The organism is Azospirillum brasilense, from assembly GCF_022023855.1.
Classification (GTDB): domain Bacteria; phylum Pseudomonadota; class Alphaproteobacteria; order Azospirillales; family Azospirillaceae; genus Azospirillum; species Azospirillum brasilense_F.
On sequence record NZ_CP059451.1, the window covers coordinates 779,000 to 804,009 of the forward strand.

20 protein-coding genes and 5 pseudogenes are annotated in these 25,010 nt (G+C 67.6%); 20 read left to right on the forward strand and 5 right to left on the reverse strand.

Annotated features, from left to right (window positions below):
* Positions 1 to 4: 4 nt before the first annotated feature.
* From cysE to H1Q64_RS26210, 3 genes and pseudogenes are all read right to left on the reverse strand, one after another.
* Positions 5 to 877, reverse strand: a pseudogene (gene cysE / locus H1Q64_RS26200) (serine O-acetyltransferase).
* A gap of 17 nt (positions 878 to 894) precedes the next feature.
* A complete protein-coding gene (locus tag H1Q64_RS26205; protein ID WP_237906782.1) occupies positions 895 to 2,727 on the reverse strand; it encodes a family 2A encapsulin nanocompartment cargo protein cysteine desulfurase in 1,833 nt (610 codons plus the stop codon).
* Complete coding sequence (locus H1Q64_RS26210) at positions 2,714 to 3,643, reverse strand: family 2A encapsulin nanocompartment shell protein (RefSeq protein ID WP_014242416.1); 930 nt, start codon at positions 3,641 to 3,643, stop codon at positions 2,714 to 2,716. Before H1Q64_RS26210 ends, H1Q64_RS26205 begins: the two co-directional genes overlap by 14 nt.
* A gap of 612 nt (positions 3,644 to 4,255) precedes the next feature.
* On the opposite strand from H1Q64_RS26210, the gene H1Q64_RS26215 reads away from it, so the two are divergent.
* From H1Q64_RS26215 to H1Q64_RS26245, 7 genes and pseudogenes are all read left to right on the forward strand, one after another.
* Positions 4,256 to 4,855 (forward strand): helix-turn-helix domain-containing protein, encoded by a 600-nt coding sequence (locus H1Q64_RS26215; protein WP_051658531.1) that lies wholly within the window; start codon positions 4,256 to 4,258, stop codon positions 4,853 to 4,855.
* Between the two features lie 158 nt (positions 4,856 to 5,013).
* Entirely contained in the window at positions 5,014 to 6,018 is a 1,005-nt protein-coding gene (locus tag H1Q64_RS26220) for a thiamine pyrophosphate-dependent dehydrogenase E1 component subunit alpha (protein ID WP_237906783.1), read from the forward strand.
* Complete coding sequence (locus H1Q64_RS26225) at positions 6,015 to 6,998, forward strand: alpha-ketoacid dehydrogenase subunit beta (RefSeq protein WP_237906784.1); 984 nt, start codon at positions 6,015 to 6,017, stop codon at positions 6,996 to 6,998. The genes H1Q64_RS26220 and H1Q64_RS26225 overlap by 4 nt, the downstream gene beginning before the upstream one ends.
* A gap of 29 nt (positions 6,999 to 7,027) precedes the next feature.
* On the forward strand, positions 7,028 to 8,065 hold the full coding sequence (locus H1Q64_RS26230) for a DctP family TRAP transporter solute-binding subunit (RefSeq protein WP_237906785.1): 1,038 nt from the start codon (positions 7,028 to 7,030) through the stop codon (positions 8,063 to 8,065).
* A gap of 8 nt (positions 8,066 to 8,073) precedes the next feature.
* Positions 8,074 to 8,604, forward strand: a complete 531-nt coding sequence (locus H1Q64_RS26235; protein ID WP_237906786.1) for a TRAP transporter small permease — start codon at positions 8,074 to 8,076, stop codon at positions 8,602 to 8,604.
* The gene (locus tag H1Q64_RS26240) at positions 8,601 to 9,890 is read left to right on the forward strand and encodes a TRAP transporter large permease (protein ID WP_237906787.1); all 1,290 of its coding nucleotides are present in this window, start codon (positions 8,601 to 8,603) and stop codon (positions 9,888 to 9,890) included. Before H1Q64_RS26235 ends, H1Q64_RS26240 begins: the two co-directional genes overlap by 4 nt.
* Positions 9,891 to 9,900: 10 nt before the next feature.
* A pseudogene (locus H1Q64_RS26245) lies at positions 9,901 to 10,254 on the forward strand (SDR family NAD(P)-dependent oxidoreductase); the annotation flags it as partial.
* Positions 10,255 to 10,316: 62 nt separating this feature from the next.
* Here H1Q64_RS26245 and H1Q64_RS26250 read toward each other — a convergent pair.
* Positions 10,317 to 11,286, reverse strand: a pseudogene (locus H1Q64_RS26250) (IS5 family transposase).
* A 613-nt stretch (positions 11,287 to 11,899) separates the two neighbouring features.
* Here H1Q64_RS26250 and H1Q64_RS26255 point away from each other — a divergent pair.
* Both H1Q64_RS26255 and H1Q64_RS26260 read left to right on the forward strand, forming a co-directional pair.
* On the forward strand, positions 11,900 to 12,412 hold the full coding sequence (locus H1Q64_RS26255; RefSeq protein WP_237906788.1) for a phosphate-starvation-inducible PsiE family protein: 513 nt from the start codon (positions 11,900 to 11,902) through the stop codon (positions 12,410 to 12,412).
* Positions 12,413 to 12,441: 29 nt separating this feature from the next.
* Positions 12,442 to 13,491: an AI-2E family transporter gene (locus tag H1Q64_RS26260; RefSeq protein ID WP_237906789.1), complete on the forward strand. Its 1,050-nt coding sequence runs from the start codon at positions 12,442 to 12,444 to the stop codon at positions 13,489 to 13,491.
* Between the two features lie 169 nt (positions 13,492 to 13,660).
* Here H1Q64_RS26260 and H1Q64_RS26265 read toward each other — a convergent pair whose 3' ends face one another.
* Positions 13,661 to 14,590: a universal stress protein gene (locus H1Q64_RS26265; RefSeq protein WP_237906790.1), complete on the reverse strand. Its 930-nt coding sequence runs from the start codon at positions 14,588 to 14,590 to the stop codon at positions 13,661 to 13,663.
* Positions 14,591 to 14,757: 167 nt separating this feature from the next.
* Here H1Q64_RS26265 and H1Q64_RS26270 point away from each other — a divergent pair, with 167 nt between their 5' ends.
* From H1Q64_RS26270 to H1Q64_RS26320, 11 genes and pseudogenes are all read left to right on the forward strand, one after another.
* Positions 14,758 to 15,498, forward strand: a complete 741-nt coding sequence (locus H1Q64_RS26270) for a universal stress protein (protein ID WP_237906791.1) — start codon at positions 14,758 to 14,760, stop codon at positions 15,496 to 15,498.
* Between the two features lie 42 nt (positions 15,499 to 15,540).
* The gene (locus H1Q64_RS26275) at positions 15,541 to 15,756 is read left to right on the forward strand and encodes a hypothetical protein (RefSeq protein ID WP_237906792.1); all 216 of its coding nucleotides are present in this window, start codon (positions 15,541 to 15,543) and stop codon (positions 15,754 to 15,756) included.
* 352 nt (positions 15,757 to 16,108) lie between these two features.
* Entirely contained in the window at positions 16,109 to 16,762 is a 654-nt protein-coding gene (locus H1Q64_RS26280; RefSeq protein WP_014197826.1) for a BON domain-containing protein, read from the forward strand.
* A 12-nt stretch (positions 16,763 to 16,774) separates the two neighbouring features.
* Positions 16,775 to 17,401, forward strand: a complete 627-nt coding sequence (locus H1Q64_RS26285) for an HdeD family acid-resistance protein (protein ID WP_330874595.1) — start codon at positions 16,775 to 16,777, stop codon at positions 17,399 to 17,401.
* 126 nt (positions 17,402 to 17,527) lie between these two features.
* Complete coding sequence (locus H1Q64_RS26290) at positions 17,528 to 18,181, forward strand: nucleotide exchange factor GrpE (RefSeq protein ID WP_237906793.1); 654 nt, start codon at positions 17,528 to 17,530, stop codon at positions 18,179 to 18,181.
* Positions 18,182 to 18,193: 12 nt separating this feature from the next.
* Positions 18,194 to 18,494, forward strand: a pseudogene (locus H1Q64_RS26295) (co-chaperone GroES).
* 15 nt (positions 18,495 to 18,509) lie between these two features.
* A pseudogene (groEL, locus tag H1Q64_RS26300) lies at positions 18,510 to 19,535 on the forward strand (chaperonin GroEL); the annotation flags it as partial.
* 93 nt (positions 19,536 to 19,628) lie between these two features.
* Complete coding sequence (gene dnaK, locus H1Q64_RS26305; RefSeq protein ID WP_237906794.1) at positions 19,629 to 21,584, forward strand: molecular chaperone DnaK; 1,956 nt, start codon at positions 19,629 to 19,631, stop codon at positions 21,582 to 21,584.
* A gap of 27 nt (positions 21,585 to 21,611) precedes the next feature.
* Positions 21,612 to 24,236: an ATP-dependent chaperone ClpB gene (clpB, locus tag H1Q64_RS26310; protein ID WP_237906795.1), complete on the forward strand. Its 2,625-nt coding sequence runs from the start codon at positions 21,612 to 21,614 to the stop codon at positions 24,234 to 24,236.
* A 4-nt stretch (positions 24,237 to 24,240) separates the two neighbouring features.
* A complete protein-coding gene (locus tag H1Q64_RS26315; protein ID WP_237906796.1) occupies positions 24,241 to 24,534 on the forward strand; it encodes a hypothetical protein in 294 nt (97 codons plus the stop codon).
* Between the two features lie 38 nt (positions 24,535 to 24,572).
* Entirely contained in the window at positions 24,573 to 24,941 is a 369-nt protein-coding gene (locus H1Q64_RS26320; protein WP_237906797.1) for an NADH dehydrogenase ubiquinone Fe-S protein 4, read from the forward strand.
* The last annotated feature ends 69 nt before the right edge of the window (positions 24,942 to 25,010 follow it).

Sequence of the window (25,010 nt, forward strand, 5' to 3'; positions counted from 1 at the left end):
CCCGTCAGATCGTGTATTCGGGTTCGGGCAGGCTCATGTCCATTTCCACCGCCGGGGCCTGACCGGAGGTGGACCAGCCGACGACGCGGGCGGGAACGCCGGCCACCGTGGCGCTGGGCGGCACCGGTTTCAGAACGACGCTGCCGGCGCCGACCTTGGCGTGGCGCCCCACCTCGATGTTGCCCAGCACCTTGGCCCCGGCGGCCAGAAGCACGCCGTCGCGCACCTTCGGATGGCGGTCGCCATGCTCCTTGCCGGTGCCGCCCAGCGTGACGCCCTGGAGGATCGACACGTCGTCGCCGACCACGGCGGTCTCGCCGATCACCACACCCGTCCCATGGTCGATCAGCACGCCGCGCCCGATGGAGACGGCGGGATGGATGTCCACCGCGAACACCTCCGACACCCGGCTTTGCAGGAAATGGGCGAGGTCGCGGCGCCCCTACGCCCACAGCCAGTGGGCGGCGCGGTGCCATTGCAGCGCGTGGAATCCCTTGAAGTAGAGGAAGGGCGTCAGAAGGCCGTCCGCGGCCGGATCGCGGGTCACGATGGCCGTCAGGTCGGCAACCGCCGCCGCGACGATGCCGGGATCGCCGGCATGGGCCTGCTCGGTGATGTCGGCCAGACGCTCGGCCGGGATGTACCAGTCGCCCAGCTTGCGCGCCAGATGCCCGCCGAGCGCGGAGGCGAAGCCGTCGTGCGACAGCACGGCGATGTGGATGAAGCTGCGCAGCAGCGGATCGCCGTCCGCCGCGGCCTCCGCCTCGGCGCGCAGACGCGCCCACAGGGCCGCCCGTTCCCGGTCGGCGTCGGTCTCGAATCCAGCGTGGTTGGCGGGGGCCTGGGCGAAGCGGGCGGGGGTGACGATGCGGCCCATGGGGCGTTTCCTTCCGGTCAGTGGCCGCGCCGGACCAGCGTGTGGCGGATGCGGTGCAGGGCGGCGGTCAGCGCGTCGAGGTCCTCGCAGGTGTTGTAGAAGGCCAGCGACGGACGCACCGTGCTCTCCACCCCGAAGCGCCGCAGGATCGGCTGCGCGCAATGATGGCCGGAGCGCACCGCAATGCCTTCCCGGTCCAGCGCCCGGCCCACCTCCTCCGTCCGGCAGCCGTCGAGAACGAAGGAGAGGACGCCGGCCTTCTCGCGCGCCGTGCCGATCAGCCGCAGGCCGGGAACGGTCGACAGGCCGGCGGTGGCGTACTCCAGCAGGGAGTGCTCGTAGGCGGCGATGACCGGCATGTCGATGCGCTCGAGATAGTCGATGGCCGCACCTAGCCCCACCGCGTCGGCGATGTTGCCGGTTCCGGCCTCGAACCGCATCGGGGCGGGCTGGTAGACGGTCTTCTCGAAGGTCACGTCGGCGATCATGTTGCCGCCGCCCTGCCAGGGCCGCATGCCTTCCAGAACCTCTTGCCGGCCGTAGAGCAGGCCGATGCCGGTCGGACCGAACATCTTGTGGCCGGACAGCACGAAGAAGTCGCAGCCCAGCGCCTGCACGTTCACCGGCATGTGGGACACGGCCTGCGCCCCGTCCACCAGCGTGACCGCCCCGGCGGAGCGCGCCATCGCCACCATCTCCGCCGCCGGGGTCACGGTGCCGAGCGCGTTGGACACCAACGTGAGTGACACCAGGCGGGTGCGCGGGTTCAGCAGCCGGGCGTACTCGTCCAGCCGGATCTGGCCGTCCTCGTCCACCGGAACCACCCGCAGCCGCGCCCCGGTCTCGGCGCAAAGCTGCTGCCACGGCACGATGTTGGCGTGATGCTCCAGCCAGGTGACGACGATCTCGTCGCCCTCGCGGATGTGCTGGCGGCCCCACGCCTTGGCGACGAGGTTGATCGCCTCGGTCGCGCCGCGGGCGAAGACGATTTCGTCCGTGTCGGCGGCCCCGACGAAGCGGCGGGCCTTCTCGCGCGCCTCCTCATAGGCGTCGGTGGCGCGGGCGGCCAGAGCGTGGGCGGCGCGGTGGATGTTGGAGTTCTCCTCCGCGTAGAAGCGGGCGAGCCGGTCGATCACCGCCTGCGGCTTCTGCGTGGTGGCCGCGTTGTCCAGCCAGATCAGCGGCTTGCCGTGTACCGTCTGGTTCAGGATCGGGAAGTCGCGGCGCGCGGCGCGCGGGTCGAAGGCTGGGCTGGCGGGCAGCGGCAGATCCGGCACCTGCTCGGCGCGCAACTGCACCGACAGGGTGCCGACCTCCACCAGAAGGCCAGGGGCCGCGGGAACGGCGGAAGGGGCGGCGGAGGGCAGAGTGGCAGGGGGTGGGGCGGCGCCGTGACCGACCGCCGCGTCGCGCCCGCCGTCGAGGAAATAGGGCGCGCCGGAGGGCAGGGGCGAAGCGCCCGCGACCGGCGTGGAGGGAACCGTGGCGGTGCCCGGCAACGGTGGCACCAGCGACAGGGCGCCGCCCAGCGAATGCAGGATCGACCCCAGCCCGCCGTCGCCGGTCGCCGGCGGCACGGCGGGCGCCGTGGGCCGGAGCGAAGGGGCGGGGGAGAAGGACGGGTTGGCCGCAGGACCCGGCTGCGGCGCTGCGGGCAGCGGTCCCGGCGCCTGCGCCGCCGACAGCCCGGACGGCGGGGCCACGGCGGGCGCCGGGCCGGAGGGAAGGGCCTGGAAGAACTGGTTCGCGAGACGCCCGATCAGAGCGATGTCCGGCAATCCCGCCTCCGGCCCGCCGAACCCCGCCGCCGGTGGCGGCGGGGTCGGGGCGGCGGCGTCAGGCGTAGTCATAATAGTTGCCGACATGGACATCCTCCAGCACGCCGATGGCATCCTCGGTCAGGATCGCGGCCGAGCAGTAGAGCGAGATCAGGTACGAGGCGATGGCCTTGCGGTTGATCCCCATGAAGCGCACCGACAGGCTGGGCGCCACCTCGCCGGGGACGCCGGGCTGGAACAGGCCGATCACGCCCTGCTTCGCCTCGCCGGTGCGCAGCAGGAGGATGCTGGTGCGGCCTTCGGGCGTGACGTGCAGCTTGTCGCTGGGGATCAGCGGCAGACCGCGCCAAGTCAGGAAGGGTGAGCCGTGCAGGGTGACCGTGGGCGGCGGAACGCCGCGGCGGGTGCATTCGCGCCCGAAGGCGGCGATGGCGCGCGGGTGGGCCAGGAAGAAGGCCGGCTCCTTCCACACCTTGGCGATCAGCTCGTCCAGATCGTCGGGGGTGGGCTGGCCCTTGCGCGTCTTGATGCGCTGACCGGGGGCGGCGTTGGTCAGCAGGCCGTACTCGGCGTTGTTGATCAGCTCGCTCTCCTGGCGCTCCTTCACCTTTTCAATCAGCAGGCGCAGCTGCTCCTGAATCTGGTCGATCGGATGGCTGTAGAGGTCGGAGACGCGGGTCTGCACGTCGAGAACGGTGGTGACCGCGTTCAGCGAATATTCCCGCGGGTTCTCGTCGTAGGGGACGAAGGTTTCCGGCAGATCGGCGTCGTTGCGCGGGCTGCACTCCACCTCGGTCCGCACCTGCCCCTGGGGATCGACGACCCGGTTCAGGCGGTAGATGCCGGCCTCCACCGGGGTCCAGGGCAGGAAGGACACCAGCCAGCGCGGCGTTATGCCCGACCACTGCGCCCGTGTCTTCGTGGCGTTGGCGAGCTGGCGGGCCGCCTGCTCGTTCAATGTTCGGCGCAGCTCGGTGTCTTCGGACATGAAATCGGCTCCTTGAGAAAGGCGGCGGGAGGAAAACGGCAGCCGGCGCCATGCACCGCCTCCGGGGAATCGGCGGTTTGCGGACGCGGGAATGAAAGGTCGATGGGCGGGAGCGGAAAGCCCGGCTCGGCGAAACGGCCTATGGGATGGCGCCGGCCCGCCGAAGGTGGATATGACCATGCATGGCTTTCGCTGCAGCCTCAAGCATTGGTAGCGGCGCGGCTGTCGATTGGTCCGCTATAACAGACAAGCCTCCGTTCGATTGGGCGAAGACGCGACGAAAGGAGTTTCGACGGATCGCAGGGGGGTCTGGATGTTAATTTCCTATTTTATACATAGATAATGCGGGCGACCATCATCGTTTTCGCCTGCGGACCGTCCTGTTATCTCCGCGAGTCTTTTGGGCAATTGGCTGGAACCCTCATACGACCTGCAAGATTTCCACGAACCGCAATTCACAGATGGGGCATTCGCCCCGTAGTAAGCACGAATGGATTCTGTTGTATATGAGGGCGGCGCGGTCAGATAGTGTTAAATCTATTTAATTAGTAGGCAATCCGCGTTATTCTCCCTTTTCCGCAGGGACTATCCTGCGCAATGAGGGAACGAGCCGTGAGCGCCGCGAACGACGACTGCGCGTCCAGCACACCGGAATCGGCGATCCCCGCCGCTCTCGGCCGCAATCTGAGACGGTTGCGCACGCGCCAGGGCCTGTCTCTGGAGCGGTTGGCCCGACTGTCCGGCGTCAGCCGGGCGATGCTCGGACAGATCGAACTGGGACGGAGCGCCCCCACCATCACCGTGCTGTGGAAGATCGCCCGCGCCCTGGACGTGACGCTGACGGCGCTGACCCGGCTGGACGGGCGGAGCGATGTACTTCTGATGCGGGAGGATCAGGCGCGCAGCTTCATCTCGCCGGACGGGTTGGTGCGATCGCGGTCCCTCGCGCCGCCGGGGGAGGGGCGGGGGACCGACTTCCTTGAAATCCGCCTGCGGCCGGGGGGCTGCGAAACCGGCGGTGGCGTCTCCTCCGGCGCCAGCATCAATCTGGTGGTGGCGGAGGGGGCCGTGGAACTGTGCGTCGGCAAGGGATCGCACCGTCTCGCGGCCGGCGACGCCGTCCTGTTCGAGGCGGAACGGACCTACCAGTGCCGCAACGCCGACGATGTGGAGGCCCGGCTGTTTCTGGTCCTTTCGCACGGAGAAGGCTAAGGGCGGAGCCCAGGCCGTGGAACCCGCTTGCCCATATTTTACATATTCATGGGCGGGGCCATGGATTTTCCCCAAAAATCTTCTGGAAATTCATGTGCGGGTGTGAATAAACTCAATTTACCTAGTATGAAAATAGATAATCAAGGCACGGAAATCCCATGGCACTACCGAGTTCGCTCTCGGACGCCGCTGCACCCGATGCAGAGCGGCTCCTGGGGCTGTACGCCACGATGCAGCGGATTCGCCTCTTCGAAACGTTGGCCGACGAGGCCCACAAGGCTGGGCAGGTGGCGAGCTACATCCATCTGTCCATCGGGCAGGAGGCCATCGCCGCCGCGGTCGGGGCAAATCTGCGCAAGGATGACGTGCTGACCAGCACGCACCGCGGCCACGGCCACACCATCGCCAAGGGCGCCGACCCGCTGGCCATGTTCCGCGAGCTGTGCGGGCGCGCGGGAGGCACCTGCGGCGGCAAGGGCGGATCGATGCACATCGCCGACTTCGCGGTTGGCATGCTGGGTGCCAACGGTGTCGTGGCCGCCGGGCTGCCCATCGCGGTCGGCGCCGCCCACGCCATCGCGCTGAAGGGCGAGGACCGTATCGCCGTCTGCTTCTTCGGCGACGGCGCCACCAACCGCGGCCCCTTCCTGGAGGCGCTGAACTGGGCCGCCGCCTTCCGGCTGCCGGTGCTGTTCGTCTGCGAGGACAATGGCTATGGCGCCACCACCCGTACCGGCAGCGTGTCGGCGGGCGGCGGCCCCGGCTCTCGGGCGGAAAGCCTGGGCATCCCGGTCACCGTGGTGGACGGCAACGACCTCGCGGCGGTGGACGTGGTGGCGGCGGTCCTCGTCCGCGCCGTCCGCGACGGCGGCGGGCCGCAGTTCCTGCATGCCCGCACCTACCGTTTCCGCGGCCACACCTCCAGCGATCCGGCCACCTACCGCGACGCGGCGGAGGTGCAGGCGCAGCTTGCCAGCAACGACCCGATCCGCCGCGCCGCCGCCACGCTGGCCGAACTCGGCGTGACGCCGGACGTGCTGGAGCGTGTCGAGCGCCACGAGCGCGAGGCGCTGGCCGCCGCCCTCGCCACGGCTCTGGACAGCCCCTGGCCGGACCTCCGCACCGCCTTCACCGACGTACAGGACATCGGAGCGCCGCAATGAGCCGCCTGACCTACCGCGAGGCGGCGCGCCTCGCCCTTGCCCACGAGCTGGCCGCCGACCCCGCCGTCTGGACGCTCGGCGAGGACATCGGCCGGGGCGGCGTGTTCGGCCAGTACCAGGGGCTGCAGGCCGAATTCGGGCCGAGCCGCGTCGTCGACACGCCGATCTCCGAGGCCGCCATCATGGGCGGTGCGGTTGGCGCCGCCCTGCTCGGCACCCGTCCGGTGGTGGAGATGCGCTTCTCCGACTTCGCGCTCTGCGCGGTGGACGAGCTGGTTAATCAGGCGGCCAAGGCGCGCTACATGTTCGGCGGGCAGGCCCGCGTGCCGCTGGTGGTGCGCCAGCCGGTCGGGCTGTGGAGCAACTCCGCCGCCCAGCATTCGCAGTCGCTGGAATCCTGGTACGTCCATATCCCTGGCCTCGTCGTGCTGGCCCCGGCGACCCCCGCCGACAATTACGGGCTGCTGCGCGCCGCCATCCGTTCCGACGACCCGGTGGTCCATCTGGAGCACAAGGACCTGTGGTCCGCGGAGGGCGAGGTACCGCTGGACGGCGAGTGGGAGGTGCCGATCGGCGTCGCCCGCCGCGTGCGCGAGGGTCGCGACGTGACCGTCGTCACCTGGTCCGGCGGCGTCCGCATCGCCGAAGAGGCCGCCGCCGTGGCCGAGACGCAGGGTGTATCGCTCGACATCCTCGACCTGCGCAGCCTGTGGCCGTGGGACCGCGGGGCGGTGCTCGAGTCCGTCGCCCGCACCGGGCGGCTTCTGGTGGTGCACGAGGCGGTCGAGGTGGCGGGCTTCGGCGCGGAGATCGCCGCCACCGTGGCCGACGCTCTGTTCGGCGCGCTGAAGGCGCCGGTGCGCCGGCTGGGCGCCCCGCGCATCCCCGTCCCCTATTCCCCGGCGCTGGAGCCGGCCAGCCGGATCACCGCCCCGGCGGTCGCCGCCGCGGCCGCCGGTCTGGTCTCCTGGCGCTCCTGACCCCATTCCCCTCTTCGGAGTTCCTGTTCATGCTGACGAGAACGCGCCCCCTGCTGGCCGCCGCGCTGACCCTGTTCGGCGCGCTGGCCGTCCTCTCCGCGCCCGCTGAAGCGGCCGAGTACAAGAGCGAATACAAGCTGTCGGTGGTCGGCAGCCGCCCCATCCCCATCGCGGAGGGGGCCTACCGCTGGGCCGATCTGGTCACCGAGAAGACCAAGGGCCGCATCACCGTGAAGGTCTATCCCGGCTCAAGCCTCGTCGGCGGCGACAACACGCGGGAGTTCACCGGGCTGCGCCAGGGCTCCATCGACCTGCTGGTGAACTCCACCATCAACCTGTCGCCGACGGTGAAGGAGGCCAACCTCTTCTCGCTGCCCTTCCTGTTCCCGGACAGCAAGGCGTTCGACGCGGTGGCCCAGGGCGAGCCGGGCAAGGCCCTGTTCGGCATCCTGGAGTCCAAGCAGGTCGTGCCGCTGGCCGTGGGTGAGAACGGCTTCCGCGCCCTGTCCAATTCGAAGAAGCCGGTGCGCACGCCGGACGACCTGAAGGGGCTGAAGGTCCGCGTCGTTGGCTCGCCCATCTTCAACGACATTTTCATCGCGCTGGGCGCCAACCCGACCCAGATGACCTTCGCCGACCTGCAACCCGCCCTGTCCACCGGCGCCGTGGACGGGCAGGAGAATCCGGTCAGCCTGTTCCTCGCCGCCAAGCTCTACGGCCTGAACCAGAAGTATCTGACGCTGTGGAACTACATCGCCGACGCCGGGCTGTTCATCGCCAACAAGGAGGTGTGGGAGAGCTGGACGCCGGAGGACCGCGCGCTCGTCCGCGAGGCAGCGTTGCAGGCCGCCGCCGAGTTCACCGCCCTGTCACGCCAGGGACTGACCGCCGAGGACCGCTCCGCCCTGACCGCTCTGGCCTCCCACGGGGTGCAGGTGGTGACGACGGAGCAGACCGACGTGGAGGCCTTCCGCAAGGCGACCCGCCCGGTCTACGAGAAATGGACGCAGACGGTCGGCGCCGACCTCGTGCGCAAGGCCGAGGAGGCCGTGGCGAAGAGCCGCTGAGAACCGCCATGGCCGAACCCACGTCAACCTCCGCTCCCGCTCCCGACATGCCCCGCGTTCCCCTGGCGGTCGAGGAGGCGCTGGCCGCCGCCGCCATCGCGGTGATGGGGCTGATCACCTTCGCCAATGTGGTGACGCGCTACACCACCAACGTCTCGCTGGCCTTCACGGAGGAATACGCCATCGTCCTGATGGTGGCGATGACCCTGCTGGGCGCCTCGGTGGCGGTGGCGCGCGACCATCACATCCGCATCGGCTTCCTGATCGACCGGTTCGGGCCGCGCGGGCGGCTGCGGGCGGAGCTGCTGGCGCTCGGCGTCACGGCGCTGGTGTTCGGCGCGCTGGTCGTGCTGGGCACGTTGATGACCATCGACGAGTACCGGTTCGAGATTTCCTCGCCCGGTCTCGGCGTGCCGCAATGGCTCTACACGCTGTGGCTTCCGCTGCTGTCGGCGGTGGTCACCCTGCGGGCGCTCGGTCGGGCGGTGCGGGTGGTGCGGCGGCCGGAGATCCTGCGGGCGGGGGCCGGCGAGCCATGATCCCACTGTTGCTGTTCGCCGGCTTCTTCCTGCTTTTGTTCCTCGGCGTGCCCATCGGGGCGGGGCTGGCGTTCGCCGGAGCGGTTGCGATCGCGCTGGAGGGATCGGGCTTCCTGTCGCTGTCCACCACGGTCTACACCGGGGTGGCGAAGTACCCGCTGCTCGCCATTCCGATGTTCGTCCTGACCGGGCTGATCTTCGAACGGTCGGGGGTGGCGGCGCGTTTGGTCGCCTTCGCGCTGGCGGTGGTCGGCAAGCGGCAGGGGGCGCTGCCGGCGGTCGCCATCGTCGTCGCGATGTTCATGGGCGGCATCTCCGGTTCCGGCCCGGCGACCTCCGCCGCGGTCGGTGCCGTGATGACCGCGGCCATGCTGAAGGAGGGCTATCCCCGCGCCTTCACGGCCAGCGTCATCGGGGCCGCGGCGGCGACCGACATTCTGATCCCGCCGTCCATTGCCTTCATCGTCTACAGCATCCTGGTGCCGCAGGCGTCGGTTCCGGCCCTGTTCGCCGCCGGGATCGTGCCGGGTATTCTGGCCGGGCTGGCGCTGATCGTGCCGGCGGTCTGGCTGTCGCGTCGCCACGGCTTCGGCGAGGTCGCGCGGGAAGGCGAGACGCGCCCGCCGTTCTGGCCCGCCTTCCGCGAGGCGGTGTGGGAGCTGATGGCGCCGGTGGTCATCCTCGGCGGCCTGCGCGGCGGGCTGTTCACCCCGACCGAGGCGGCGGTGGTCGCCGCGGCCTACGGCCTGTTCGTCGGATTCTTCGTCTACCGCACCCTGACCCTGCGCGACCTCTACGGCCTGCTGGTCGAGGCGGCGGAGGTGTCGGGGGTGATCCTGACGGTGGTGGCGCTGGCCGGCGTCTTCGCCTGGGCGACCGCGACGCTCGGCATCATCGACCCGGTGGCGCGGGGCATCCTGGCGCTGGGAATCGGCGAATACGGCGTGCTGGCGTTGCTGATCGGGGTGCTGGTGGTGATCGGGATGTTCCTGGACGGGGTGTCCACCTTCCTGATCCTGCTGCCGATCCTGGTGCCCATCGCCAACCACTTCCATTGGGATCTGGTGTGGTTCGGGGTGATCCTGACCATGAAGCTGGCCATCGGCCAGTTCACGCCGCCGATGGCCGTTAATCTGATGGTCACCTGCAAGATCGCCGGAACCACCATGGAGGCGACGGTGCGCTGGGTCGGCTGGCTGATCATCGCGATGCTCGTGGCGCTCGCCCTGGTCGCCGCCCTGCCGCAGCTCGCCCTGTGGATCCCCCACACGCTGGGTTACGAGTGAGGCGCACATCATGAGCGAAGCGAAGGCCGGACGTCTGGCCGGTAAAGTCGCCCTGGTATTCGGTGCCGGTTCCTCCGCCCCCGGCTGGGGCAACGGCAAGGCGACGGCGGTCGCCTACGCCCGCGAGGGCGCCCGCGTGGTCGCCGTGGACAAAGTGGCGGAGGCCGCGGAGGAGACCGCCGCCCTGATCGCCGCGGAAGGCTTCGCGGCGCTGGCCGTCACCGCCGACGTGACGAAAGGGCCGGAGGTCGCGGCGGCGGTCGAACGGACACTCGCCGCCCATGGCCGCATCGACATCCTGCACAACAACGTCGGCATCACCGAGCCCGGCGGGCCGGTGGAGACCAGCGAGGAGAGCTGGCGCCAGGTGCCAGCGTGTTGCATCGAGGCGAGGGGGGCAGGAGATCGCCCCATTCCCACCATTGATCAGGCGACACGAATGGACTCCGGGCGTCCAAGGTCGCGCATGCAATTGAGGACCTCGGCAGCGATGGCGACCTCAGTGACCTGCGCCTTGACGGTATGGAAACGCAGTCCATCACCGATGACCTGCTTCCAGCGCCCGATCTGGCCCTCCACGCGAGCCCTTCGGTTATACGCGCTGTCCCGCTGCCAAGCCATGCGGCCCGTCACGGCGATCGCCTGAATGTGGCGGTCGCGCTGAATGGGCGCAGTTGCTGCCATGTCGCTGAGAACGGCGTCAGCCCGAGGCGGCGTCACGACCGCGGCTTGGGGATGCCGCTCGTGCACGGTCGCGTAGACCGCCGTTCGATCGTAAGCACCGTCGCCAGTGAAGGAGGCCACCGGGTCCGTGATTTGGTCGAGCAAGGGCCCGACCTGGGCGGCGTCATCCACCTCGCGGCCGGTCAGCGTGGCCGCAACGATCCGACCACTCGCCGCGTCCATGCCGATGTGCAGTTTCCTCCAGGATCGCCGCTTCCTGGTCCCATGCTTTTCGTTCAGCCACTCGCCCGGCCCACACAGCTTCAGCCCGGTGCTGTCCACCAGCAGGTGAAGCGCTCCGCCGGTCGGACGCGCCTTGCTGGGCAGCGTCACCGTCCTGGCCCGCCGTGCCATGGTGGAATGATCCGGCACCGGCAGATCGATCCCCGAGCAGGTGCAGGATTGAGCCGATGAGACCTTCGCTCTGGCGTAGCGCCAGATGGAAAACGGCGCGCAGCATCAGCGCCGTCGTGATCGCGAGGTCCGAGTAGTTGGGCTGCCCGCCCGGAGTGGTCCGGGGCGCAGCCCTCCAGCCCTCGATGGCTTCGTTGCTGACCCATACCGTAAGGCTGCCACGTTGGCGTAGCGCGGCATCATATTCGGCCCAGTTCGTCACCTTGCGTTTGGGCCGAGGAATGCGATGGCGACGAGCGGCGTTGGCCTTGTGCGGCATGATAGGGAACCTGAACACAAACGGCGGCTCTGCCTATGCCAGCACGCCCATCCGTGCAACACGCTGCTCCGTGCGCCAACACTCCAGCGGGACGCACTCGACCGCTGGTTCCCGGCTCGTCATCCCAAGGTGAGCCGGGAATCTCTTTCGATCGGCAGGCCTGGACGCGCGCTGTGGACAAGAGGCGGAACCTCTGCGGGATTCCCCTTAGGAAGGCGCCGGATGGTCGCCTCTGGCGCGATCCATGATACTGCCTGTCGCACGACTAAGATGGCGCAACCGTTCTGCTGCGGCCCGCGTCGAAGAGATTTCGAAGAGATTTCGCCGAGGAGTTTCCCCATGGACATTTGCGTGAAGCAGGCATGGCTTCGCCGGTTGGACGCCGAGTGTGCGCCCGATCCCGGCGATCAACCGCGTGAGGACGCACCGCGCGGGGCACCGGATGGATCGGAGGGAGGGCGAACGCCCCGCTTTCGAGACGCCGCCGTCATGCCGGCCGGCTGCGGCGTCGCCCGAGCACCGCTGCACATCGACGACGCTGCGTAACCCGGTGCCCCGGCTCCGGCGCACGTTCGTCCGTTCAACCTCGTCGCATCCGTAGACATGGGAGTCCATGGTGGCATCCTCGGAAATCTTCGGGAAAACGCGACGCGCCTGGGACGCCTTGACGTTCTACCAGCGGTTCGAGCAGATCGTCTGCCTGATCCTGACGTTTCTCATCGCCGTCATCATCGCCGCCGCCCTTTGGCACCTCACGGTGCGGATCGTCCTGTTGGTCCTCCTCGACGCTGTGGATCCGGCCAACCAAGCGGTCTTCCAGAACGTCTTCGGCATGATCATGACGGTGCTCATCGCGCTGGAGTTCAAACACTCCCTGCTGGGCATCCTGGAACGCCGGCAGAGCGTCATCCAACTCCGGACCGTTGTGCTGATCGCGCTCCTGGCGTTGGTGCGCAAGTTCATCATCATCGATGCCACGAAGACCGAACCGGCCACTTTGATGGGGCTGGCCATCGCCGTGCTGGCGCTGGGCGGGGTGTACTGGATGGTGCGCGAGCAGAATCCCCGGGAAAGCGAAGCCGATGCCGGCGATTCCGAACCGGCATCGCGGTTCCCGGGTGAATGATCTTGGCCCGCCGCTTCGGGGAGAGGGATATGCGCCTGGACATTGGGCCGTATGCCTACCGGCTGCTCGTTACAATTCTCTTCGCAGGATTTTCCCTTTTCCTGCTGCGGATCGTCGATGTCCTTCTCCTGGCGTTCGCGGCTGTCCTGCTGGCGGTTCTCCTGCGCGGGCTCGCCGACTGGATCGGGCAACGGCTTCACCTGTCCTCGGGGTGGGCGCTGGCTCTCGCCATCCTGGTTCTGGTCGTCGCGATCGGCGGGAGCGTCTGGCTTTTCGGCCGGGAGGTGTCCGCCCAGGTCGACCAGTTGACGGGGATCCTTCCGGAGGCCTGGGACAAGGTGCGGAAGCGCCTGCAGGACCACGCCTGGGGACGGGGGCTGCTCCGGCAAATCCAGGACCTGGACGTCCGCACGCTGTCCGAGGGCGTCGTCAGCAACGTCACGTCCGTCGTGATGACGACGCTCGGCGCCCTTGGCAACTTTCTGCTGGTCGTGGCCGGCAGCGTCTACCTTGCCGCGCAGCCGGGGCTCTACCGCGACGGTGTGGTCGCCCTCGTCCCGCGCGATGCCGAACTTCGGACACGGGAAGCCCTTGACGGCGCAGGATACGCGCTGGGCCAGTGGCTCAAGGGGCAGGTGATCGCGATGGCGACCATCGGGATCCTGACCACGCTCGGCCTCTGGCTTCTCGGCGTCCCATCGGCGCTTGCGTTTGGCCTGCTCGCCGGACTGGCGGAGTTCGTTCCCCTCGTGGGGCCGATCGCTTCGGCGATTCCGGCCCTGCTGGTCGCCTCGTCCTCGGGGCTGGGCACGACGCTCTATGTTTTGGGGCTGTATGTTCTCGTCCAGCAGATCGAGAGCAATGTGGTAACGCCGCTGGTCGCGCGGAAACTGATCTCCATCCCGCCCGCGCTCACCCTGTTCGCCGTCGTCGCCATGGGGCTGGCCTTCGGGGCGCTGGGCTTGCTGCTGGCCTCGCCGCTGACGGTGGTCCTCTTCGTGTTGGTCCGCAAGCTCTACGTCCAAGCCGCGCTCGGCAAGGGCGAGCACGCCGGCGTGGTGGACGACCGCTCCCGCTAAAGCGGATTGCAATCCGCTTTGGACCGCGACGGCGGTCCCGGCCGTACATGCGGCCGAAGCCCGCCTCTGGCGGGAACATCGTTCCCGCTGGCGGCAGGCGGATGCCATCGGCATCCGCTGAGAGCCGGCAAGTGAGGCGATGTGAATCCAAAGCGAACGGAGGTTCGCTTTAATGGGCGATCACCAGCGGCACCGGGGCATCGCGCAGGAGACGGTAGGTGGTGCCGCCAAGCAGCCACTCGCGCAGACGCGAGTGGCCGTAGCCGCCCATGACCATGAGGTCCGCCCCCAGTCTCCCCGCTTCCTGGATCAGGGTCGCCGAGACGCCGCCGAGGTTTGCGGCGCGATGCAACTGGGCTTCGATGCCGTGGTGCTTGAGGTAGGCGACGGCGTCGGCTCCGGCCGTGGCGTTCTGGCCGGGCGGCTCCCGGTCGACGACGATGACGGTCACAGCCCGCGACTCGTGCAGATACGGCAAGGCCTCGGCCATGGTGCGCGTGGCTTCCCGGCTGCCGTTCCAGGCGACGAGGGCGTGATCGAAGCCGTTGTGAAACGGCTTCTGACCCGTGGCAACGAACAGGTGCCGTCCGGAACCGAAGAGAACGCCTTTGTCCAGGCCTTCGGTTGGCCCGGAAGAATCGGCCGCGCCCAAGCGCAGGGTCACGAAGGCATCGGCCGTGCGCGCCTCCCGGGTGGCGACCGTCGCGACATCGCCGGCGAAGAGATCGAACCGGCGCAACTCGGCCGGTCCGTTCACCTCGGCCAGACGGTGCCGGAGCATCGCCTCCGTCGTGTCACCGGCCTCCCGTGCCTGTTGCATCAGCCGAGCCCAGAACTCGGCATCGACACCCTCCACGGTTGGAAGGGGCGTCAGGATGTTGAGGAACAGACCGACGATGCGGGCGTCGAAGAGTTTGGCCATATCCTCGGCAGCGGCGAGGCGCACATCGTCGCCAACCGTTCCGTCAAGACGGACCATCGCCACCTTGATCATCGCGGCCTCCCGGCTTATCGGTGAGCCGGCACCCGGAACATCGGCTGCCGGCATCGTTTCCAGCATGCACAGGTACGGCAGCCTGTCCTTGATGGTCGTCAACATCGGCTGGTTTTTCCCCAAACGCGAACTTGTTGACGGCCATCAACGCGCTACGGTTGCCCTGCGTCATAATCCGCTGCCGACGCTGGATGACCGCCGTGCCGAGGCTTGGCGCGCCGAGCGGCCCTCCGGTGAGCCGAGGGGCGCACCTCCAGGTCGAGAGAGGATCCATGTCCATCAAAGACATTCTCGTCCATGTCGACCCCGCTCCGGTCAGCGCTGGCCGCCTCCACCTCGTCGCCGATCTTGCGCGCCGGTACGGGGCGCACATGATCGGTGTGGGCTTGGGGGACACCACCGCGGAAGGGATTTTCCGGACGACGCTGCAAGGGGAGAGCTTGGCGGGCGAGTGGCGTCCGACGACGGGGACGGAGGAGTCGCTGGCGTCGTTCGTCACCCGCCATGCCCGCGCCGCTGATCTCGTCGTGCTCGGGCAGTACGCTTCCGATCTGGGCGTGGTCCTGGATTCCCCGGAGGATGTGATCCTCGCCTGCGGCCGTCCCGTGCTGATAGTGCCCTGCGCCGGTCGCTTCGAGCGGGTTGGCGCCACCGTTCTGATTGCCTGGAACGGCGGCCGGGAGTCCATGCGCGCCGTGCACGACACGCTGCCGCTGATGGGGATGGCGGCGGCAGTGACCGTCCTGTCCGTCGATCCGGACCCCGACGAGGATTGGGGCACCGACGACGTGGTGCAGCATCTCGTCCGTCATGGCCTGAACGCCAAGGCCGAAACGCAGTCGCTGATCGACCTCACCCCGTCCGAAGCGGTGTTGTCCCGTGCGGCCGACCTCGGAGCCGATTTCATAGTCATGGGCGCCTACGGACACTCGTGGGTGCGCGAGGTGATCCTCGGCGGGATGACGCAGGAAATCTTGTCGACCATGACCGTTCCGGTCCTAATGGCACATTGACGGTTCGAGCCTCGGGACCGTTACCGAAAGCCGACCGTATTCGTGCGCCTCGTCGATGTCGTCAAGGGGCACCACGGCAGGGCGGCGGAAGAGACTTGGCTGCGCACAGGTTTCAGCCAGGTCGGTTGGTGTTCGTCTTTTGATGTCGGCAACATGATCGATGGCGTTCTTGCGGCACGCAGCGATTCCGAGCCGGTAGAAAACGTCGGTCCCCCGTTTCTGTTTCCGGAAATCGCCCCTTCGTCGGGATTCGAGTGACCTGGACCGTTCGACGTCGTTGTGAATGACGACGTTGGTGACGAAGCGGGCCGCCGCGGTTCACGGCTCCTCACCACTCTGCACTCAAGGTGTTGAGTGCATTGGGCGTTCCAAAACGCTTCATGTAGGGATTCCGCCCAAGACTACGAAACTCGTCGGGACAGTTGATGGCGAATGACAGAAAGTTGATGACCGTCAAGGCGGCAAAATGATGCAGAGGCATAATCAGTCTCGCATGCGCCCAATCGATCGTTGACACGGGAGCCTTTGACTGTGTCGGGGCTGGTTCGTGCGAACCGTGGCGACCCTTTTACCCCCAATGGGCCGAATCAAGCAGATGGCGGAGGGGAGCATGAGGAGCGACAGCGACGTCAAGCGGGATGTGGAATTTGAAATCCGCTGGACCCCGGCTCTTGATCCGACGGACATCGGGGTGGCGGTGAAGAACGGTGTCGTCACGCTGACCGGCTTTGTCCGCAGTTACCTCGAGAAGTTCGAAGCCGAGAAGGCGGTGAAGCGCGTGTCTGGCGTCGTTGGGGTGGCGAACGATCTCGAGGTGCGCATTCCCAGCGGCGAGGAGCGGCCGGATCCCGAGATCGCGCGCGACGCGGTCGCGGCGATCAAGAGCTGGCTGCCGCTGTCCTGGGAGAGCATCAAGGTCATCGTCAAGTCCGCCTGGGTGACGCTGGAAGGCACGGTCGAATGGAACTATCAGCGCGAGAGCGCCGAGAAGGCGGTCCGCCAAGTGCGCGGGGTTAAGGGCGTCACCAACCTGATCACCCTGAAGCCCCAGGTCGCCCCCTCCGAGATCAAGCAGAAGATCGAGCAGGCGTTCCGGCGCAGCGCCGAAGTCGATGCGAACCGCATCACCGTCGAGGCCAACGGCAGCGAGATCGTCCTGAAGGGCACCGTCCGGTCCTGGGCGGAGCGGCAGGAGGCCGAACGGGCCGCCTGGGCGGCGCCCGGCGTCACCAAGGTTGAGAACCGGATCGTCATCAGTCCGTGAGAGGAGGCTGCGATGGGCACGGCTTTCGGCGCAGACAATGCCTTTCCCAATTCCGAGCCCGCGAAGTCCGGGGCAATGAACGCCATGCTGGCCCGGAACTGGTGGGTGATGGCATTGCGCGGCGTGTGCGCTGTCCTGTTCGGCCTGATCGCGCTGCTGCTGCCGGGCGTCACGATCGCTTCCCTCGTTCTGCTTTTCGCCGCCTACATGCTGTTCGACGGCGTCTTCGCCATCGTCGCCGGCGTGCGCGCGGCGACCCGCCGCGAGCGATGGTGGCCCTTTATCCTCGAAGGGGTGATCGACCTCGCGGCGGGGGTGGTCGCCGTCGTCGCGCCGAGCGCCACCATCCTCGCCTTCGTCTGGCTCAGCGGCGCCTGGGCGGTCGTTTCGGGTGTGATGATGATCGCCGCCGCCATCCGCCTGCGGACATCGCACGGCAAGTGGTGGCTGGGCTTCGGCGGCCTGGTGTCCATCGTCTGGGGCATCCTGCTCTTCATGGCGCCGATCGAGGGCGCGGTGGTCATGACGTGGTGGCTCGGCGCCTACGCGCTCGTCTTCGGCGGTGTGCTGATCGTGTTGGCGTTCCGGCTCAGAGGACACCGGAACGAGCCGCGGGGAGCCGTGCCGCAGGGTGCCTGAGAGAGAGCCTGAGAGAGGTCCGATCCCTACCCAATCCATACCCGGCCCCATTCCATACCCGGCCAAGGCGGCGCACCCATGAACCCTGACCCGAGACGCACCGATCCCATGCCAGACGAGCCCCCCGTGGACCGTGTCGACGAGGCGTCCGACGAGTCCTTCCCCGCGAGCGACCCGCCGGCCTGGACTCCCGTTCGCGGCGAACGGGGGGGCAGTCCCGAAGCCGCCAGTCCCGAAGCAGAAGGCACCGGCAAGAACAGGGACGGCAACGATGGGGGCGGCGATGACGCAGCCCCGCCGCTCGAAGGCGAGGTGTCCCACCTCAAGGACCGGCTTTTGCGCGCGCTGGCGGAGCAGGAAAACATGCGGCGCCGGGCCGAGCGGGACCGTGAGGAGGCCGTGCGATTCGCCGCCTCGGGGTTCGCGCGGGATTTGCTGCCGTCGGCCGACAACCTCCGCCGCGCCATTGAGACCGTGCCGATGGAGTTCGCCGCAGCCGAATTGTGGGTCCGGAACCTTATGGCCGGCCTCGTGGCGACCGAGAAGGCGCTGCTCGACGCCTTTGAGAAGCACGGCATCCTCCGGATCGATCCGGCCCCCGGCGAGCCGTTTGATCCCCATCGCCATCAAGCGATGTTCGAAGTGGGGAACAGCGGGCTGCCGGCTGGCGCCGTGGCGCAGGTCCTGCAACCCGGCTACGCCCAGCATGAGCGCCTGTTGCGTCCCGCGCTGGTCGGTGTCGCCGCGGACGGCACCGCGCCATCTGATCAACACACCTGATTGGAGGGAAGCATGACGGGCTTCAGACCGCTGCACGACCGTATCCTGCTTAAGCGCGTCGCGGCGGAGGAAAAGACCCCGGGTGGCATCATCATCCCCGACACCGCCAAGGAGAAGCCGGTCTGAGGGCGAGGTGCTGGCCGTCGGCCCGGGTGCTCGGGACGAGGCCGGCAGGGTGCAACCTCTCGACGTCAAGATCGGCGACCGCGTGCTGTTCGGCAAATGGTCGGGCACGGAGGTGCGCATCGAGGGTGAGGACCGGCTGATCCTCAAGGAGTCCGACATCTTGGGCGTGATCGAACGAGGCGCGTAACGGAGGATTGATGCCATGGTTGCGAAGGACGTTCGGTTCAGCACCGATGCGCGCGAGAAGATGCTGCGCGGCGTCGACATCCTGGCGAATGCGGTCAAGGTGACGTTGGGCCCGAAGGGGCGCAACGTCGTCATCGAGAAGCCGTTCGGCGCCCCGCGCATCAGCAAGGACGGCGTCACCGTCGCCAAGGAAATCAAGCTCGCCGACAAGTTCGAGAACATGGGCGCCCAGATGGTGCGCGAAGTGGCCTCGAAGACCAACGATGTGGCCGGCGACGGCACCACCACCGCGACCGTGCTGGCGCAGGCCATCGTGCGCGAGGGCGTCAAGGCCGTCGCCGCCGGCATCAACCCGATGGACCTGAAGCGCGGCATCGATGTGGCCGTGAACACGGTCATCGACGATGTCCGCAGGCGATCGCGGAAGATCGCCACCTCCGATGAGATCGCCCAGGTCGGCACGATCTCGGCGAATGGCGACCGTGAGATCGGCGAGATGATCGCCCGGGCCATGGAGAAGGTCGGCAACGAAGGCGTGATCACGGTCGAGGAGGCCAAATCCCTCGACACCGAACTGGACGTCGTCGAGGGCATGCAGTTCGACCGCGGCTACACCAGCCCGTACTTCATCACGAACGTGGAGAAGATGATCGTCGAATTCGAGGATCCGTACATCCTGATCTACGAGAAGAAGCTCTCGAGCCTCCAGCCGCTGCTTCCCGTTCTCGAGGCGGTGGTGCAGAGCGGTCGGCCGTTGTTGATCATCGCCGAAGACGTGGAGGGTGAAGCACTCGCCACGCTGGTGGTGAACCGGCTGCGCGGCGGGCTGAAGGTTGCGGCGGTGAAGGCGCCTGGCTTCGGCGACCGGCGCAAAGCCATGCTCGAGGACATCGCCACCGTCACCGGCGGCCAGGTGATCAGCGAAGACCTCGGCATCAGGCTGGAAAACATCACGCTGGACATGCTGGGCCGCGCGCGCCGCGCGCGGATCGACCGCGAGAGCACGACGATCATCGATGGCGCCGGTCGGAAGGAGGACATCATGCCGGGCGGCGGCATGGGCGGCATGGGCGGCATGGGCGGTATGGGCGGCATGGATTTCTGACAACCGGGACAGAACACGCCGGAGGGCGACATGGCAAAAGTCATCGGAATCGATCTCGGCACCACGAACTCGTGCGTCGCCGTCATGGAGGGCGGCCAAGCCAAGGTCATCGAGAACGCCGAGGGGATGCGGACCACGCCGTCCATCGTGGCGTTCGCCAGGGAAGGCGAAATCCTCGTCGGCACGCCGGCGAAGCGGCAGGCGGTCACCAACCCCGAGAACACCATCTTCGCGATCAAGCGCCTGATCGGCCGCCGCTACGACGACCCGATCACGGAAAAGGACAAGGCCCTCGTCCCCTATAAGATCGTGCGGGGCGACAATGGAGACGCCTGGGTCGAGGCGCAGGGCAAGAAATACAGCCCGAGCCAGATCAGCGCGCTCATCCTGACGAAGATGAAGGAAACCGCGGAAGCCTACCTCGGCGAGAAGGCAACCCAGGCGGTCATCACCGTGCCGGCCTACTTTAACGACAGTCAACGCCAGGCGACCAAGGACGCCGGTCGGATCGCCGGGCTCGAGGTGCTGCGCATCATCAACGAACCGACCGCCGCCGCGCTGACCTACGGCCTTGAAAAGAAGGGCCAGGGCAAGGTCGCGGTGTACGATCTGGGCGGCGGCACCTTCGATATTTCCGTTCTCGACATCGGCGAGGGCGTTTTCGAGGTCAGGGCCACCAACGGCGATACGTTCCTCGGCGGCGAGGATTTCGACAAGCGCATCATCGACTATCTGGCCGACGAGTTCAAAAAGGAGCAGGGCATCGACCTGCGCAACGATCGGTTGGCGCTCCAGCGCCTGAAGGAAGCCGCGGAGAAGGCGAAGATCGAGCTCAGTTCGACGGTGCAGACCGACGTCAACCTGCCCTTCATCACCGCCGATCAGCATGGGCCCAAGCACCTCAACGTCAAGCTCACCCGCGCCAAGCTGGAAGCCCTGGTCGACGATCTCGTGCAGCGCACCATCGAGCCCTGCCGGGCGGCGCTCAAGGACGCCGGCCTCAAGGCCGCGGACATCGCCGAGGTGATCCTGGTCGGCGGTATGACCCGCATGCCGAAGGTGCAGGAGGTCGTCAAAGACTTCTTCGGCAAGGAGCCGCACAAGGGCGTCAACCCGGACGAAGTCGTCGCCATCGGCGCCGCCATCCAGGCGGGCGTGCTCCAGGGCGAGGTGAAGGACGTCCTGCTGCTCGACGTGACTCCGCTGTCGCTCGGCCTCGAAACGCTGGGCGGCGTGATGACGAAGCTCATCGACCGCAACACGACCATCCCGACCAAGAAGTCCCAGACCTTCTCCACCGCCGAGGACAACCAGACCGCGGTGACCATCCGCGTCTTCCAGGGCGAGCGCGAGATGGCGGCGGACAACAAGATGCTCGGCCAGTTCGATCTCGTCGGCATCCCGCCGGCCCCGCGCGGCGTGCCGCAGATCGAGGTGACCTTCGACATCGACGCCAACGGCATCGTCAGCGTCACGGCGAAGGACAAGGCCACCGGCAAGGAGCAGCAGATCCGCATCCAGGCCTCGGGCGGTCTGTCGGAGGCCGACATCCAGAAGATGGTCAAGGATGCCGAGGCGCACGCCGAGGAGGACCGGAAACGGCGTGAGTTGGTCGATGCCCGCAACCAGGCGGACGCCGCGATGTACACGGCCGAGAAGCAGTTGCAGGAGCATGGCAGCCGGGTGGGCGAGACGGAGCGCAAGCCCGTGGAAGACGCCCTGAACGCCCTGCGCGAGGCGGTCGGTGGCGACGACATCGACCGCATCCGGCAGCGGATCGACACGCTCTCGCAGGCGCTCACGCGCTTCGGCGAGACGATCCACCGTGCCGCCGCCGACACCGGCACGCGCAGCGCAGCGGAGCAGGCTGCCGCCGCCAATGCCGACCCGTCCGGACCGTCCGGTAGCGGGGCCGGTGGCGGGAGCGAAGGCATCGTCGACGCCGAGTTCGAGGAAGTGGACGACCAGAATCGGCAGCGCGGCTGAGTGCCACGGGAAAGGAGCACCACAGCCATGGACCCCGAAAAATACACGGATCGAGCGAAGGGTTTCCTCCAGTCGGCACAGACGCTCGCGGTGAGCCGCGGCCATCAGCGCCTGACGCCGGAGCACCTGCTCAAGGTGTTGCTGGAGGATTCGGAAGGGCTTTGCGCGAACCTCATCCGCGCGACCGGAGGCGACCCGAAGGCAGCGCTTTCAGCCGTCGACGCCGCGCTCGACAAGCTGCCACGCGTCGAAGGGGCCGGCGCCGGGCAGGTCTACATGGCGCCGGAGCTGGCGCGCGTCTTCGAGGCCGCCGAGCAGCTGGCGCAGAAGGCCGGCGACAGCTTCGTCACCGTGGAGCGGCTGCTGCTGGCGCTGGCCGCCGCTGCGGGCACGCCGGCCGCGAAGGCGCTGGCTTCGGCGGGGGTCAACGCCCAGGGCCTCAACAAGGCCATCGAGGACATCCGCAAGGGCCGCACCGCCGATACGGCGTCGGCCGAGGAAGGTTACGACGCGCTGAAGAAGTACACGCGCGACCTCACGGCCGTGGCGCGCGACGGCAAGCTTGACCCCGTCATCGGCCGCGACGAGGAGATCCGCCGTACGATCCAGGTTCTCGCGCGCCGCACCAAGAACAACCCCGTGCTGATCGGCGAGCCGGGCGTCGGCAAGACCGCCATCGTCGAAGGCCTGGCGCAGCGCATCGTCAAGGGCGATGTGCCTGAAAGCCTGAAGGACAAGAAGCTGCTGGCGCTCGACCTCGGTTCGCTGCTGGCCGGGGCCAAGTACCGTGGCGAATTCGAGGAGCGGCTGAAGGCGGTCCTGTCGGAAGTCACCTCAGGCCGGGAAGGGGTTATCCTCTTCATCGACGAACTGCACACGCTGGTGGGAGCGGGCGGGGCGGAGGGGGCGATGGACGCCTCCAACATGCTGAAGCCGGCGCTTGCCCGCGGCGAACTGCACTGCGTCGGCGCCACCACGCTGGAGGAGTACCGCAAGCATATCGAGAAGGACGCCGCCCTAGCCCGGCGTTTCCAGCCCGTCTTCGTCGGGGAACCCTCGGTGGAGGACACCATCTCCATCCTGCGCGGCATCAAGGAGAAATACGAGGTTCACCACGGCGTGCGCATCACGGACAGCGCCATCGTCGCCGCGGCGACGCTGTCGCATCGCTACATCACCGACCGCTTCCTCCCCGACAAGGCCATCGACCTGATGGACGAAGCGGCATCGCGGCTTCGCATGGCGGTCGATTCCAAGCCCGAGGAGATCGACGAGCTCGATCGCCGCATCGTGCAGATGAAGATCGAGCGCGAAGCGCTCAAGAAGGAGAGCGATCCGGCCTCGCGGGAGCGCCTGCAGAGGCTGGAGAGGGAGCTCAGCGAGCTCGAGCAGAAATCCGCCGAACTCACGGTGACGTGGCGGGCGGCGAAGGAGAAGCTCGCCGGCGCGCGCACGCTGAAGGAGCGGCTCGACCAAGCCCGCATCGAACTGGAGCAGGCGCAGCGGCGCGGCGACTGGACCCGCGCGGGCGAACTCGCCTACGGCATCGTCCCCGATCTCGAAAGGCAGCTAAAGGAAGCCGAGGCTCAAGGCGACCAGCAGATGCTCGAGGAGGCGGTCACCGCCGAGCATATCGCCGCGGTCGTGTCCCGCTGGACCGGCATTCCGGTCGACAAGATGCTGGAGGGCGAGCGCGAGAAGCTGCTGCACATGGAGGACGCGCTGAGGCAGCGTGTCATAGGCCAGGACGAAGCCATCGTCGCGGTCTCGAACGCGGTGCGCCGCGCCCGTGCCGGCCTTCAGGATCCGAACCGGCCGATGGGATCCTTCCTGTTCCTTGGGCCCACCGGTGTGGGCAAGACCGAGCTGACCAAGGCACTGGCCGAATTCCTCTTCGACGACGAGCACGCGATGGTGCGCATCGACATGTCGGAGTTCATGGAGAAGCACTCCGTGGCCCGCCTGATCGGCGCCCCTCCGGGCTACGTCGGCTACGAAGAGGGAGGCAGCCTGACCGAGGCGGTGCGGCGCCGGCCCTATCAGGTGATCCTGTTCGACGAGGTGGAGAAGGCGCACCCGGATGTCTTCAACGTGCTGCTCCAGGTGCTCGACGACGGGCGCCTGACCGATGGGCAGGGCCGCACGGTCGACTTCCGCAACACGCTGATCGTGATGACCTCCAACCTCGGCAGCGAGTATCTCGCGACCTTGGGGGAGGACCAGGACGTCGACACGGTCCGCGCCGAGGTGATGGAGGCGGTGCGGGCGGCGTTCCGGCCCGAGTTCCTGAACCGGCTCGACGAGATCCTGATCTTCCGCCGCCTCTCGCGCGAGGACATGAGCGGCATCGTCGACATCCAGTTCCGGCGGCTCCAACGCCTGCTCGACGACCGCAAGCTCGTGCTGGAGGTGGACGACGCGGCGAAGCGCTGGCTGGCCGACGCCGGCTACGATCCCGTGTACGGCGCCCGGCCCTTGAAGCGGGTGATCCAGCGCGAACTGCAGAATCCGCTCGCGGAGATGATCCTGCGCGGCAAAGTCCGCGACGGCGATACGGTCCGGGTCACCGCCACGGAGCTGGGTCTGCTCATCGAACCGCCGCAGCATGGCGATGGGGCGACCGAACAGCCGTCTCGAAACGCTGCGGAGTGACGCGATGTACGCCCGGATGACGCGGTTCCGTTTGAAGCTGGGAACCAGGGACGAATGGTTCCGCCTGCGGGACGGGATGGCGGCCGACATTCATGCCCTGAAGGGTCTGAAGCACTGGTTCACCCTTCAGGGGGACGAGGTCGTGGTCGTCGCCATCCATGACTCGGTGTGGAGCGCCGAGGCGGCCATGCCCGATGTCCTGAAGCTTTGGCAACGGATTGCGCACCTCATGGACGATCAACCCTCGACCAAGTTTTACGACGTGACGCGCTTCGACACGATCTTCGACAATGTCTAGCAAGCGCAAGGACCGGCTGCAAAAAGCGGAGGCAGGGCATGGCTTTCAGGCTGCCGCACCCACGCGATCACAACCTTTGGCGAAAGCCGCCGACCATGCCGGGCGTGTCGCTGCCGGCGACGACCGCCGTGCCGATGGCCTACATCCACCGGCCGTCGCCCTCCGTCACGCAATCGGGGCCCGGTCGCAAGCAGTGGGTTCTGGAGTTCGAGCCGACCAACCCGCCGTTTCCGCATCCGGTCATGGGCTGGACCGGGAGCGCCGACCCCTTCGCCCACATCCAGGTCTCCTTTCCGGATCTGGACAGCGCCGTGTCCTTCGCCGAGCGGCACGGCTGGCGCTTCCAGGTTGAGGAGTCGCCGAAAAGGAAGACGATCTCAAAGAATTTTTCGGACAAATTTAAGTAGCGGTTGGCCAGATCCGTCCTAATTTCGAGACATTAGAAGGAGGATGTGCCGTAAAAGCGTTGGCCTGTC